We start from the raw sequence: 14020 nt of genomic DNA on the forward strand, positions 1-14020 counted from the left end.
CGCCAGGGGAGCAGACGTGCACGGGCCGAGCGCCCTGTATCCAGGCACGGCGTGGTCCTCGACGGAGAGGCTTCCTACTTTTTCAAAGCGTTGGGCGCCCCGGGCCCGGGCAGGCGTCATGGGAGCAGCCCCGACGCCCCGAGCGTGAGGAAGGGAGCACCCATGGCGAGGCATCCGGCATCACGTGTGGCACGCACGCTGGGACTGGCGGCGGGAGCGGGACTGCTCCTGTCGGCCGCGGCGCGGCGGGCCCGGCGCATCGACCTGAAGGGGCGCGTGGTGGTGGTGACGGGGGGCGCCCGGGGGCTGGGGTTCGCCATTGCCCGCGCGTTCCTCCAGCGGGGCTGCAGGCTGGCCATCTGCGGCCGTGACGGGGGCTCGGTGGAACGGGCGGTGGAAGCGCTCCGGAGCGAGGGGGCCGACGTGTTCGGCGCGCCCTGTGACGCCACCGACGCGCAGCAGGTCCGCGCCTTCGTCGAGCAGGTCCTCGCGCGCTTCGGCACCATCGACGTGCTGGTGAACAACGCCGGCCAGTGCTTCGCGGGGCCCGCGTCCCAGCTGGAGGCCGAGACTGTCGAGAAGGCCCTGCGCGGCATCTTCTGGGTGCAGTTCCACCCGACGATGGCCGTCCTGCCGCACATGCGCTCACGCCGCTTCGGGCGCATCGTCAACATCACCTCCATCGCCGGCAAGCTGCCCGTGGCGCACCAGGCGGCGTACACCGCCGGCAAGCACGCGCTGACGGGCTGGTCGGAGACGCTCGCCATCGAGCTGGAGCGTGAAGGCATCCGGGTCAGCACCCTCACGCCTCCTCCGCTGCGCAACGGCGCGCCGCTGAACGTCCACTTCAACGGGTCCGCGGAAGAGGAGTTCCTCTGGTTCACCCGGGTGCTGACCTCCCGGCTGGCGACGACGACCGCAGACCGCACGGCGCGCGCCGTCGTGGACGCCGCCGAGCACGGGGACCGGGAGCGGACCATCTCCGCCATCTCCTGGCTCGGGGCGCGGGTGCAGGGGGTGTCGCCGAACCTCATGACGGGCTTCATGGCCCTGCTGGAGCGCTGGCAGCCGCCCCAGGGCGCCCTCGGCGAGACATCGAAGATGCGCCCGGGCCACGAGGTGGTGGCAACCAGCCAGGACGCGCGGGTCCACACGCTGGCGGCCGCGGCGCGCGAGGACGAGCGGCGCTACCTGCCTTCCCAGGCCTGAAGGCTCCCAGCGAGGGATGCGCCATTGATGCCTGCTTCATGATGAGCCCATGAAGATGCGTGAGCATCGCGCTGGATAGCTTGGCGCCATGCTCCTCCTCGGACTCGGACTGGTGGCGTCGAGCGTCCTGCACGCCACCGCTGATGCGCCCATCACCGCTGTGACGGTCTACAGCGACAGGGCCCGCGTGGTGCGGACCGCCACCCTCACCCTCTCCGGCACCCAGCGGGTGGAGCTGCCCCGGCTGCCGGACCTCGTGGACCCGGAGTCCATCCGCGTCGAAGCGCAGGGCGCGGAGGTCTCCTCCGTGGACGTGCGGCCCGCCAGCGCGCCGCCCTTCCCTCGGCAGGAGGCGACGAAGCTGCTCGCCACGCTGGACGGGCTGGATGACACCATCGCCCGCGTGGAGGCCGAGCGCGCGGCCCTCGCGCTGCAGCTCGCCGCGCTCCGCCGGGTCCAGCCGGTGCCGCCAGATGTCAGCAACGGCACGGATGCGAGGACGTCCTCCGTGGCCCCGGCCACCTGGGGTGCCTCGGCCTCCTTCCTCGTCGACACCGCCGCGAAGCTGGAGGCGCGGATGCTCGAGCTGGAGGACCGGGTCCTCGCGATGAAGGACGAGCGCACGCGTCGGCTCGACGACGCCGCCCGCCTGGGCGAGCTGCCGCGCAAGCCCGGCATCGAGGTGGCCGTCTCCCTGACCGGCACCGGGCCGACGACGGTGCGGCTCTCGTACCTCATTGCCCAGCGCGTCCGCTGGTACCCGCGCTACGAGCTCCAGCTCCAGCCGGAGCAGCAGCGCGTGCAGGTGGCCTTCTCCGGCCGCGTCAGCCAGGACACGGGCGAGGACTGGGAGCGCGCGAAGCTCACGCTGAGCACCGCCCTGCCGTCCAACGCCACCGAGCTGCCCAGGCTCGCCACCTGGAAGCTCGGCACCACCGAGCGCTTCATCCCGGAGCCGCGGCGCCAGGAGGAGCTCACCAGCCCGCCCCCGCCGCTGCCCCCGCGCACGCCCGCGCCGGACCTGGAGTTCGAGCTGCGCAAGCAGCTCCTGGCCCGCGCCGGCAAGCCCGCGCAGCAACCGGAGCCGGGGCCGGAACAGCAGCCGGTGGCCGCCAGGCCGTCCGCGCCGCAGTCCGCGAACGCCCAGGCGCAGCCTTCTTCCTCCGCCCAGAGCCGGGGCGGCACCATCGGGAGCCGCGACGGCACCCTCCTGGGCACCGTCATCGATGCCCAGAGCCGGCAGCCGGTGCCTGACGTCGTCATCACCGCGACCTCTCCGTCGATAGCGGGGGAGGAGACCGTGGTGTCGGACGCCCAGGGCCACTACCGCGTCCCGTTCTTGTCCGCCGGAATCTATACGCTGCGGTTCGAGAAGGAGCAGTTCAAGCCCTACGCCCGCTCCGACATCCAGCTCCGAGCGCGCCGCACCGTCCGCGTGAACGTGGAGCTGCTGCCGGAGAGCCTCGGCGAGGTGGTGGAGATTTCCGGCGCGCCGCCCTCCATCGACGTGGGGAGCAGCTCCACGGAGACGAGCATCTCGCTCCATGGCTCGTCGGGCGGGTACGGCGGCTACTCCGAGCCGCCCGAGCCCGTCGTGGACAGCTACGTGGGGCTCTCGCCGCCGCCGGCCTGGCAGCCGCCGGTGCTGGACGCGGACCTGCCGGCCTCGCTCGCGGGCGGCTACGACCTGGCCTTCACCGCGCCGCGCCTGGAGACGGTGCGCAGCGGCGAGTCCGAGCGCGTGGTGCCCCTGCTCATCGAGTCCTGGCCCGTGCAGGTGGAGCGCCACGTCTTCCCGGCCCTCGCCACGGATGCGTTCCTCGTGGCCCAGCTCAAGAGCCCGTCGCGCGGCGTGCTGCCCGGCGGTGAGGCCTCGCTCTTCGTCGGCGCGGACCCGGCCGGCACCGCCCTGCTCAAGCTCGTCGTCCCGGGCGAGCCCTTCACGCTGCCGCTCGGCGTGGACCCCGCCGTGCGCACCGCGCGCAACGTCCGCATCGTCCAGTCCAAGGAGGGCTTCATCTCCAAGGACGACCTCAACACCTACGAAGTCACGCTGGAGGTGCCCAATCCGTACTCCTTCCCCATGCAGGTGCGCGTGGTGGACCAGTGGCCGCTGAGCCAGGACGGCAAGGTGGAGGTGAAGCTGGTGCGCACGGCGCCCGCCGCCCGCCAGGACGAGAAGACCGGCGAGCTGCAGTGGGACCTGGTGGTGCCGCCGTCCAGCAAGAAGACCGTCTCCTTCGAGTACTCCCTGCGCCGCCCGCAGCACTGGCAGCTGACCCAGAGCCCGTGAGGACCCCGCCATGACCCTGTTGCCTTTGACTCTCGTCGCGCTCGCCACCACGTCCCAGGTCTCCTCTGTCGTCATCTATCCGGACCGCGCGCAGGTGACTCGCGCGCAGTCGGTGACGTGCGGCGGCGCCACCACCGCCGTCTTCGACCACCTGCCCCAGGCGGCCTCCCGGGACAGCTTCCGCGCCCGCGCCACCGGGGCCACCCTGGAGGGGCTCACCGCGGAGCCGCGGACGCTGGCCGAGACGCTGGAGCCCGAGCGAAAGAAGTGGGAGGACCGCGGCCTGGAGCTGGACCGCGAGCAGGTGGTGCTGGATGCCGCCGCCCGGCAGGCGAAGGAGCTGGAGCGGCTGTCCCAGGGCTTCACGGAGGTGGCCGTGGCCCGCATCACCGGCGAGCTCACCGGGCCGAAGCAGGACACGCGGCCCTGGGCCTCGGCCTTCGACTCGGCGACGGCGGTGCGCCTGCGCGCGGTGAAGGAGGAGCGGGACGTGGCGGAGAAGCAGCGCGCGCTCCAGCAGCGGCAGGCGGAGGTGGACGCGGAGCTGACGCGCCTGAAGACGCTGGGAGAGCGCAGCGAGCAGCGCGTGGAGGTGCGCCTGTCCTGCCCCGAGGGCGCGCAGGTCCGCGTGGAGCTGACGTACCTGGTGGGCGGCACGTCGTGGACGCCGCTCTACGAGGCGCGGGCGGAGGAAGGCGCGGGCATCGTGGAGCTGACGTCCCTGGCCACGGTGCGCCAGGCGACGGGCGAGGACTGGGCGGGCGCGAAGCTCTTCCTGTCCACCGCGCTGCCGCGCCAGGACGCGACGCCGCCGGAGGTCGCGCCGCTGTACGTCTCCGCGTGGAAGAGGCCGAAGGAGCGCAAGGTGCTGGTGCGGCGGGACGAGCAGCAGCAGCACGCGGAAGGAGGCGTGGAAGGCCCCGAGGCCGAGGGCCAGGGCCTGCGCGTCGCGTCCCAGGGGCTGTCGGTGCAGTGGGAGGCGCAGGAGGCGACGCGGGTGCCCGGCGACGGCACGGCGGTGCGGGTGCGCCTGGGCCGGCACCGGCTGAAGGCGGACTTCTCCTGGCGCACGGTGCCCAAGCTGCACCCGGTGGTCTTCCGCGTGGCGCGCCTGGGCAACACCACGCCCTTCCCGCTGCTGCCCGGCCCGCTCAGCGTCTTCCGGAACACGGGCTTCCTGGGCCACCAGCGGCTGGCACGGGTGGCGAAGGGCGCGCCCTTCGAGCTGACGTTCGGCCTGGAGGAGGGCCTGCGCGTGAAGCGCACGGTGGTGGAGGAGGTGCAGCGCCCCAAGGGCCTCTTCGGCGGCAAGCAGCGCTTCCGCTACGTCTACCGCTTCCAGCTCGACAACCTCCGCGGACGCAAGGAGACGGTGGAGCTGTCCGAGCACATCCCCGTGTCCGAGCTGAGCGACGTGAAGGTGGAGCTGGGGCCGGAGTCCACGGCCGGCTACACGCTCGCGGCGGCGGACGGCATCGTCACGTGGAAGGTGGCGCTGGCCCCGGGTGAGCAGCGCCAGGTGGACCTCGTCTTCCACGTGGACGCGCCCTCCAGCTACGACACCGGGAGGCTGTAGGGGGAGTGGGGGCGCGCATGTGGCTTGCATTCGGGCGCGTTCCCCATGAGACGCGGGCGTGCGTCTCTCTTTCCCGAGGTCCCCGATGATGACTCCCCTCCCCCGACTCCTCCTCTGCGCCGTGCTCGTCTTCAGCGGTGCGTGTGCCTCCACACCGGACCGTGCTGCTGTCGCCGGGGCCAGCGAGTACACGGTGGCTGAAGACATCCAGGTCCGCCGGCTCGCGCCCGGCGTGTGGCTGCACACGACGCTGTCGGGGGAGGACTTCGGGCGCTACCCGGCGAACGGGCTGGTCATTGAGGACGGTGAGGGGACGGTCCTCGTGGACATGGGCTGGAATGCGCGGCAGGGCGAGCAGCTGGTGGCGTGGGCCCGGGACACCCTGCGGCGTCCGGTCCGCGCGGCCGTGGTGACACACTTCCACCTGGACCGGACGGGCGGCGTGCCCGCGCTCCTGGCCGGGGGAATTCCGGTGTACGCGCTGGCGGAGACGGTGAAGCTCGCGGCGGAGACGGGAAAGCCCGTGCCATCACACACGGTGTCCCAGGAAGGAACTGTCGGGCCCGTGGAGGTCTTCTTCCCCGGTGCGGGGCATGCGGGGGACAACGTGGTGGTGTGGCACCGCGAGAGCGGGGTGCTGTTCGGCGGCTGCTTCGTGAAGGACGGCGAGGCGAAGGACCTGGGCAACCTGTCGCACGCGGACGTGGCGGCGTGGCCGGCGAGCCTGGACCGCACGCGCCAGCGCTTCCCCGAGGCGAGGGTGGTGGTGCCCGGGCACGGGGCGCCTGGAGGGCTGGAGCTGCTGACGCATACGCAGTCACTGCTGCGCTGAACTCCTCCACAAGTTCCCAACACCGGCCTTCGGGTCTCCGCGCATGGAAGCGGAGGCCCCTGGGAGCGGAAGCAGCGGCGTCGGGAAGGGCAACCAGGCAGCCATGAACGTTGGGCAGCGCACGCGAGGTGGGTCACTCCATGCTCGCCTGCCTGCCGGTGTTCGTCTGTCCATGGACATCGCGGGTGGGCGGTGGGGGCGTCGTGAATGGGCGGGCGATCTGACCGTCCCTACCCTGCGCGGAGTCAGCGCGGGCCGGCGGGTTGGGGATGGAGGGGGCATGAAACGGGTGGCGGCGGTGGCGGTGCTTGCGATGGCTTTGGGCGGGTGCACGGCGTCGAAGATGGAGCAGCGGCATGGCTGCTGGGTCCGTCAGGTGCGCACGTTCCCCTCGACGGTGAAGGAGGAGATTGGGCCCTGTGCACGGCCGACGCCGGTGTGGTCGGAGGACCGGCTGACGCGGCTGGTGCAGGAGTGCGTGATGCACGCGGACTACCGCTGGCAGAGCAGCGCGCTGGTGGCCTGGAACCGGGGTGAGCCGCTGCCCGAGCGCGAGCCGGAAGAGAAGGTGCTCGGGGCGTGCATGGCCCGAGCGGAGACGGTGCTGAACGCCGAGAAGAGCTCGGTGGAGCAGCAGCTGAGCGAGGTCTCGAAGGAGCGGGACGCGCTGAAGGCCAGCGCGGAGAAGGAGCGCGAGGAGTACCTGGCGAGCCTGGCGAAGGAGCGCGACCAGTACCAGACGAGCATCGAGAAGGTCCGCACGCAGCACGACGCCAGCATGGAGCGGGCGCGGGACCAGATGCACGAGAGCAACAACCGGCTGGCGGAGGTGCTGGGCGAGGCGGCGAAGAAGCCAGCGCCCTCGGCGATAGCGACGGCGACGTCCACGTCGACCAGCGAGGGCAAAGCGAACACGCAGAGTGACTCGCTGGCGCAGGGGGACTCGCGGTCGCGAGGGGACTCGACGTCACGGGGTGACTCGGCGACGCAGGGGACACCGGCATCGCGAGGGCCGAAGGTCGCGAAGCCGACGTCCGGTGCGCCGCTGCCGATGTGTCCGCTGCCCTCGCAGGCGAAGCGGGTCCACGCGAGCACGGCGGGCAAGCAGGACGCGACTGGGACGCCAGAGACCGCGGCGTGCAGCTCCCCGGAGCCTGGCGAGTCCACTCCTGCTGTGCAGTCCGTCCTGGCGACTCCGCTGCCGCAGACCGCGAAGGCGCCCACGCCGCCCGGCACCGAAGCGCCCGCAGCGGCGGAGTAGGCACGGTCGCTTCAGGCTTAGCACAGCCCTCCTCACCAGGAATGGTGAGGAGGGAGCTCAGACGAAGTGGGCCACCTCCAGCACGTAGCCCTTGGCGTTCATCCCCGCTAGCACGTCGCGGAGCTTGGGGGAGATGAGCAAGCGGGGCTCGGGGCGCAGTTCGCCACGCCTGACGCCGAACAGCTTGTCGGTGATGCACAGGTCGCCGCCGTCATGGCTGGCGCGCTTCACGTACAGCTCGGAGATCTGGTTGAGCCCTGCGACGTGCCCCTTCGGGCAGCGGTGCTCGTCGCGCGCATCGAGGTCGAACGGGTTGTTGCCTGCCACTGTCTTCGCATCCAGCTTCAGGGGCTTCGAGGTGAAGACGGGCTGGTACCACTCTGAGGGCCGCGTTGCATTGCGCCCCCGATGCAGCACGGGGCGGAACTCCGCGCCACGCAGGCCATGCTCCTGGAACGCGGCGACGAACCGGGAGGACACAATCACCTCTCCCGCGATGGTCTGTGCGATGTCCTTGTTCTTGGAGACGCGCGTCGTGTTCAGGATGAGAGGGCCCGTCTGACGGGCACCCGCGCCACAGTGCTTGCACGCGACGGACTCATCGTACTCGGTGCCGCACATGGAGCCCGTTGGCTCGAAGTACGTGCGGACGACGAGGTCCAAGAGCTCCGCTGACTCGAGTTCCTCCTCCGTGTATTTGCGGTGGATGTGCCAGTAGGTAAAAAAGCAGTCGTCCTTCTTGCGATAGTCGCTATCAAGCTGCGCGATTCGCTGCACCTGCCCATCGTTGATGGGCAGCACGATCTTGCGGAGGCTGTCTCCCAGCGGCATTCCCAGGTCTGGAGGAAGGTGCCGCCGAGCGTCTTCCTCTCCAATCCTGAACTCGATGGTCTGTCGCATGGTCAAGGAGTGATGCCAATGAGTTGGGGAATCGGGTACTGCGAATAGACACGGACCAGAATCTTCTGGAGCCTCTCAGGAGACGGCCGCTCAGCTTGACCGTATTCCATCTCTCGGCGGAACGCCTGCGTCACGGCCTTGTGGTACGCCGTGGGCAGTCGGTAGGTCTGTCCGTTCTTCGTTCCGCCCAGATACATGGGGATGAAGTGGTGGTTCTCGTATCCCGCGCTGTTGGGGTACTTCGCCTGCGCCTCCTTGAGCCGCTGGTAATAGGTCTGCCTGGCCTGGAGCACCACCGCCTGATTCGCGGCCCGCTGCGCGCGGAGCTGGGACTGCATCGGCGTGGGCCGTGCCGGAGCGAGGAGCGGAGCCTGACGCACGGGCCTCGCGCCTCCTCCGCGCCTCGGCGGCCGCGTGGCAACGGCGCCTTCGAGCGGGTCTGCGCCGGCACCCCACACGAGGTGCTCCCAGTGCTCCGGCAGAAATGCACCGTGGAGGCTGTCATCACCCTCCACGAAGGTGCTGGCCTCTTCACCGGAACGCTCCTCCCGCACGGCCTCCGGTCCGCCCGCGCACGCGAGCAGGCACAGGAGCGAAACCACCCAGACTCGAGAACGCATCGGCACCGCTCCTCCCAGGGAGTGACCTGAGCTGCCCCGGCGCTCGCGCTCCAACTCCGGTCCCGATGCAGTGCGCCGGCCCGCGCATTCCAGCACGCCTCCAGCCCCCGCGAGCAAGAGCGTGAGCCGGAACCTCCACCGTGTCAGGCCCTCCGCCACCGCCGCGTCCCTGCGAACCGACGGAATCCAGAGGTGTCACGGGGCTGTCCCCGGGCTCCCGGGTCCGGGCGTGGGCGCGCTGCGCTTGCGCACCGGGCAGGGTGTCCCCGGGTCCATTGCCCGCGGTGGCTCCCTCACATCGGGCCGTCCGGCCGGGTCGCCGCGAGGCCCAATGAGAGACTCCACGTCTGGGTCATCTCAGAACTAGCTCAATGGAAGAGCACAAGACACTGAATCTTGGGGTTGGGGGTTCGACTCCCCCGTTCTGAACCGATTCGCCAAATCGGCCATCCAAAGGGAGCCCTGCTCGCAAGCTGACGTGAGCGCTGGCCCACCACCTCCACCCTCCCCGCCATGACGCCCGGCCGTCCGCCAGGGCGACAGGCCCACCCCGCGCCGTCAGCGGGAGCGCCTGCCGCCGTCCGTGGACATGCCCGGCCCATCCGCGCGGAGCGGCCGGAAGCGGCACCGGGCACGCAGTCGGCGCTTCACGTCCGCGAAGGGCGGGGCTCTCACTTTTCAGCCGTACCCGGGACTCGCGCGGCAACGCGCACTCACCCGTCCCGGTCTCAATGCTCCCCCAGCGGGGGAAGGGAGGTGCGCGATGAGCATCATGCGTGTGGATGTCGGGCAGAACGAGCGGGCGTTCGTCCTCGTGGACGAGCTGCCGACGCGCTACCTCGTGCCCGGCCGTTACTGGCTCGTGTACCCCTTCCGCAAGGTGCGGCTGGTGCGCGTGAGCACCGAGCAGCCCATCGTCAACCTCGACACGTCCCTGCTGGCCCTCGTGCCGGAGACGGACCTCCAGCTGGTGGAGCTCGGCGCCGACGAGCGCGCCGTCCTCTTCCACAAGGGCCGCCCCGTGCGGTGGCTCGGCCGCGGCCAGCACCAGGTGTGGACGGTGGAGCGCATCCCCGGCCGCGCCCTCGTGCCCGCGACGCCCTCCGTGCGCGTGGAGCGCGTGGACACGTCCGGCGTCGTCACCGCCCCGCTGCGCGACGACGTGCGCGCCCTGGTGCCCGCCAGCGACTACGTGGAGGCCACCGCCGCCGAGGGCAGCGTCGTGCTGCGCTACGTCGACGGCACGCTGGACGCCGTGCTCCCCGCGGGCCGCCACGCGGCCTGGACGGTGGCACGCAAGGTCCAGCTCGCCGTCATCGACCTGCGCGAGCGCCTGCTCCACGTCACCGGCCAGGAGGTGATGACCAAGGACCGCGTCACCCTGCGCCTCAACCTCTCCGCGGCCTTCCGCGTGGCGGACGCGCGCAGGCTCGCCGTGGTGGCCCGCTCGCCGGATGACGTCCTCTACCTCGCCATGCAGCTGGCGGCGCGCGAGGCCGTCTCCGTGCGCACGCTGGACGAGCTGCTCGCCTCGCGCGACGAGGTGGCGGGCAGCCTCTTCACCGACGTGAAGGACCGCGCCGACACCGTCGGCCTGGAGCTGCTGCGCTTCGGCATCAAGGACGTCGTCCTGCCGGGCGACATGAAGGAGCTGCTCAACCGCGTCATCCAGGCGCAGAAGGAGGCGGAGGCCAACGTCATCCTCCGCCGCGAGGAGACCGCCGCCACGCGCTCCATGGCACAGACGGCGAAGGTGCTGGCGGAGAACCCGCTGCTGGTGCGCCTCAAGGAGCTGGAGGCCTACAAGGACCTGGCGTCCAAGGTCGGCCAGGTGCACCTGGTGCTCGGCGAGGGCGCGGTGCCCACGCTGCAGCTCAAGGGCTCCTGAGGCCCTCGAGGCCGGAGCTTCAAAGACACACACGGAGGGCCTCCGGGGGCAAGCCCCGGAGGCCCTTCGTGCTTCTCGCGTCAGCGCACCAGGACACTGACGCGGCTCAAGGGTCCAGGCGAGCCTGGAAGTCAATCCAGTTGCCCCAGAAGGGCCGGTACGTGCAGCTCGTCGGCTTGGAGGCCCACGACAGGATGACGCGCATCCGGATGGTGCGGCCGCTGCCCCACGCACACGTGGTCGGCGTGTTGCCCGCCACCGCGTTGACCGAGTGGTACCAGGACGGCCCCTGCGGCGAGATGTTGTTCGTCACGTGGACAGAGCCCGCCGTGTTGTACTCGAAGACGCCGTTGAGGTCGCAGTCGAAGCAGAACAGCGCGTTCTCGGTGCTGCCCCCGGGGAAGGGGCCGTAGCCGAAGTTCTGGCGGATCTCCACGTCACACGCCGCCCGCCGCTGCTGGGGGTGCAGCCCGCAGCTGTTCATCCGCTCGTAGAAGATGTTGAAGTTGGTGCTGGTCGCGACCACGCCCTGCGTCACCGGGCCGCGACAGTGCCCGAACTGCGCCTCCAGTGCAGACTCCGAGGCCCCGGCATTCACCGCGTTCTGGAATGCGGCACGCGTGTTTTCGTCACAGGTCTGCGCGGCGGCGGTCATCGGAAACCCCGCGCACACCGCGGCCAGCAACGCCAGCGAACGGAAGACGGACACGACAGGACGACGAGTCATGAGTGGCCCCTTTTCGGGCTCGGACTTCGAGCCTCATCAAACCACCAAGGATGGCGGTTTTTGAAGGCTAAGCTTGTTTAACAGTTATTTCCATGACTATTCACTACGAGTGAACCCGTAGCCCGGAGGCGACTGACTCGCGAATCAACCTCGGCTAGCTTCGGCGCTCCATGACCTCCTCGAGCCACTACGTCCCCAACCTGCGCGACATCGAGTTCAACCTCTTCGAGTTCCTCGACATCGGACGGACGTCACTGGGCCGGGCGCCCTTCGGCGACCTGGACGAGACGGCCGCCCGGCAGATGCTGCAGACGTTCGCCCAGCTGTGTACGAGCGAGCTGGCCTCGGCCTTCGACGAGGCGGAGCACCACCCGCCGAAGCTGGAGAACGGCGAGGTGAAGCTGCCGCCGGGCCTGAAGAAGGCCATGGACTCCTTCTTCGAGGCGGGCATGCATCTGCTGGAGCAGCCGCCGCACCTGGGCGGCCTGGGCGCGCCGCCGTCGCTGGGCTGGGCGGCCTTCGAGCTGCTGGCGGGCGCCAACGCGGCGCTGGCCTTCTACACGCTGGGGAATCTGCTGGCGCGCATCATCGACCGGCTGGGGACGGACGCGCAGAAGCGCCGCTTCCTGCCGCACATGCTGGAGCGCCGCTGGCAGGGCACCATGGTGCTCACCGAGCCGGACGCCGGCAGCGACGTGGGCGCCGCGCGCACCAAGGCGCGCCCCGTGGGCAACGGCCTCTGGGAAATCGAGGGCGTGAAGCGCTTCATCACCAACGGCGACTCGGACATGTCCGAGAACATCATCCACATGGTGCTGGCGCGGCCGGAGGGTGGCCCCCCGGGCACCAAGGGCCTGTCGCTGTTCGTGGTGCCCAAGTACTGGGTGGAGGAGGACGGCAGCCTGGGTGCGCACAACGGCGTGGTGTGCACCAAGCTGGAGAAGAAGATGGGGCTGAAGGGCTCCGTCACCTGCGAGCTGACGTTCGGCGACGGCAAGCCCGCCCGCGGCCTGCTGCTGGGCGAGGTGCACGACGGCATGCGGCAGATGTTCTACATCATCGAGCAGGCGCGCATGGCGGTGGGCGTGAAGTCCATGGCCACGCTGTCCGCGGGCTATGAGCGCGCGCTGGCCTTCTCGAAGGACCGCCTGCAGGGCGCGGACCTGATGCAGGCGCGGGACAAGACGGCGCCGCGCGTGCCCGTCTTCCGCCACCCGGACGTGCGCCGCATGCTGATGTCCCAGAAGGCGCACGCGGAGGGCATGCGCGCGCTGTGCCTCTTCACCGCCTCCGTGCAGGACGGCGTGGAGCTGAAGGGCGGGCACCGCGCCACCGAGGCCGGCGAGCTGGACGCGCTCAACGACATGCTGCTGCCGCTGGTGAAGGGCTACTGCTCGGAGAAGGTGTACGAGCAGCTCGCGCTGTCACTCCAGGTGCACGGCGGCTCGGGCTACCTGACGGACTACCCGGTGGAGCAGTACATCCGGGACCAGAAAATCGACACGCTCTACGAGGGCACCACGCACATCCAGGCGCTGGATTTGCTGATGCGCAAGGTGGCGCGCGACGGCGGGGCGACGCTCCAGGGGCTGCTGGCCCAGGTGCGGGAGACGGCGGAGGGCACGGGCGGCGGGAAGGAGCTGGAGCCCGAGCGCGCCGCGCTGGGCCGGGCGCTGGGCGACGTGGAGACGATGCTCGGCACGCTGATGGGGAAGCTGGGCGAGTCCATCTACCACGTGGGCCTGCAGGGCAACCGCGTGCTGGCGGCGGTGGCGGAGCTCGTCATCGGCTGGCTGCTCGTGCGCCACGCGCAGGTGGCGCTGGAGCGGATGAAGAGCAACCCCGGTGACAGGGCCTTCTACGTGGGCAAGCTCGCCAGCGCCCGCTGGTACTGCCACGAGGTGCTCCCCGGCCTCGCCCACGCCGCGCGCATGGTGGAGCAGGGCACCCTGGACCTGATGGACGTGCCGGAAGAGTCGTTCTGAGCCGGTAGCTGCCCTGCTGCCCCTCGGCCGCAACCGTGGCCGGGGGAGGACGGTGAAGGCAGGGCAGGCCCCGTATCTTCGCGTTCTTCCAGTGCCTGGGGCGCTGGCCCGGGGTTCGCAATGGGGTGGAGACATCATGCTCTCCGCCCTCACCATCGCCGCCGCCGTCGCCCTCTCCTCTCCCGCCACGCACGACGGGGCCGTGTACGGCCTGGCGCCCTTCGCGGGCTACGTGGCGGCCTGCACCGAGCAGGGCCTGGAGGTGCTCACCTCCGATGGCCGGCCGGTCCGGGTGCTGGGCACGGAGGACGCGCTGCCGGGCACCTCCTGCCTCGCGGTGGAGGTCGCGGGCGAGCGCCTCTTCGTCGCCACCGACGCGGGCATCGTCTCGTTGGACTCCACCTTCCAGGTGGAGCCCGTGCTGGACGTGAGCTGGCACGCGCTGCCGGACGCAGAGGACGCCAGCACCGCCGAGTACGTGGAGCGCCTGGACCTGCTCACGCAGACGCTCCCCGCGGACGCCACGTACACGGTGCTGACCTCGCGCTACGCGGGCACGGCGGACGGCCGCGTGCTGGAACTGGGCACGGGGCGAGTGTGGAGCGTGGCCGGGCCCGTGCGCTCCATCACCGAGCAGCCGCGCGGCGTGCAGGTCGCCTCGTCAGAAGGCGCTTACCTCATCGACACCCAGGGCCGGCTGGCTTCGCTTTGAGCCCTGGGCAGACGCCA

General features: G+C 70.8%; 11 protein-coding genes and 1 tRNA gene. 9 read left to right on the top strand and 3 right to left on the bottom strand.

The genetic code is table 11. From position 1 onward, the window contains the following. Positions 1-162 precede the first annotated feature (162 nt). From LXT23_RS03765 to LXT23_RS03785, 5 genes are all read left to right on the top strand, one after another. Positions 163-1209 (top strand): SDR family NAD(P)-dependent oxidoreductase, encoded by a 1047-nt coding sequence (locus LXT23_RS03765; protein WP_253978678.1) that lies wholly within the window; start codon positions 163-165, stop codon positions 1207-1209. A gap of 88 nt (positions 1210-1297) precedes the next feature. Further along, a complete protein-coding gene (locus tag LXT23_RS03770; protein WP_253978679.1) occupies positions 1298-3502 on the top strand; it encodes a mucoidy inhibitor MuiA family protein in 2205 nt (734 codons plus the stop codon). Between the two features lie 10 nt (positions 3503-3512). After that, complete coding sequence (locus LXT23_RS03775; protein ID WP_253978680.1) at positions 3513-5078, top strand: mucoidy inhibitor MuiA family protein; 1566 nt, start codon at positions 3513-3515, stop codon at positions 5076-5078. An 85-nt stretch (positions 5079-5163) separates the two neighbouring features. After that, on the top strand, positions 5164-5910 hold the full coding sequence (gene blaPYX / locus LXT23_RS03780; protein WP_253978681.1) for a PYX family subclass B1 metallo-beta-lactamase: 747 nt from the start codon (positions 5164-5166) through the stop codon (positions 5908-5910). A 280-nt stretch (positions 5911-6190) separates the two neighbouring features. Next, positions 6191-7171 (top strand): hypothetical protein, encoded by a 981-nt coding sequence (locus tag LXT23_RS03785; RefSeq protein WP_253978682.1) that lies wholly within the window; start codon positions 6191-6193, stop codon positions 7169-7171. 57 nt (positions 7172-7228) lie between these two features. Here LXT23_RS03785 and LXT23_RS03790 read toward each other — a convergent pair whose 3' ends face one another. Both LXT23_RS03790 and LXT23_RS03795 read right to left on the bottom strand, forming a co-directional pair. Then, complete coding sequence (locus tag LXT23_RS03790) at positions 7229-8071, bottom strand: hypothetical protein (protein ID WP_253978683.1); 843 nt, start codon at positions 8069-8071, stop codon at positions 7229-7231. A gap of 2 nt (positions 8072-8073) precedes the next feature. Then, positions 8074-8691: a hypothetical protein gene (locus LXT23_RS03795; protein ID WP_253978684.1), complete on the bottom strand. Its 618-nt coding sequence runs from the start codon at positions 8689-8691 to the stop codon at positions 8074-8076. 357 nt (positions 8692-9048) lie between these two features. Here LXT23_RS03795 and LXT23_RS03800 point away from each other — a divergent pair. Further along, positions 9049-9120: transfer RNA gene (locus tag LXT23_RS03800), tRNA-Gln, on the top strand. 334 nt (positions 9121-9454) lie between these two features. Then, positions 9455-10579, top strand: coding sequence for a slipin family protein (locus LXT23_RS03805; RefSeq protein WP_253978685.1), 1125 nt, complete (start codon positions 9455-9457; stop codon positions 10577-10579). Between the two features lie 106 nt (positions 10580-10685). Here the strand turns inward: LXT23_RS03805 and LXT23_RS03810 are convergent, their stop codons facing one another. Then, positions 10686-11306: a hypothetical protein gene (locus LXT23_RS03810; RefSeq protein WP_253978686.1), complete on the bottom strand. Its 621-nt coding sequence runs from the start codon at positions 11304-11306 to the stop codon at positions 10686-10688. Positions 11307-11476: 170 nt separating this feature from the next. Between LXT23_RS03810 and LXT23_RS03815 the strand changes: the two genes are divergently transcribed. Then, complete coding sequence (locus LXT23_RS03815) at positions 11477-13291, top strand: acyl-CoA dehydrogenase (protein ID WP_253978687.1); 1815 nt, start codon at positions 11477-11479, stop codon at positions 13289-13291. Between the two features lie 136 nt (positions 13292-13427). Continuing rightward, a complete protein-coding gene (locus tag LXT23_RS03820) occupies positions 13428-14003 on the top strand; it encodes a hypothetical protein (protein ID WP_253978688.1) in 576 nt (191 codons plus the stop codon). Positions 14004-14020 lie beyond the last annotated feature (17 nt).

The sequence above is a fragment of the Pyxidicoccus xibeiensis genome (genome assembly GCF_024198175.1).
GTDB classification, from domain to species: domain Bacteria; phylum Myxococcota; class Myxococcia; order Myxococcales; family Myxococcaceae; genus Myxococcus; species Myxococcus xibeiensis.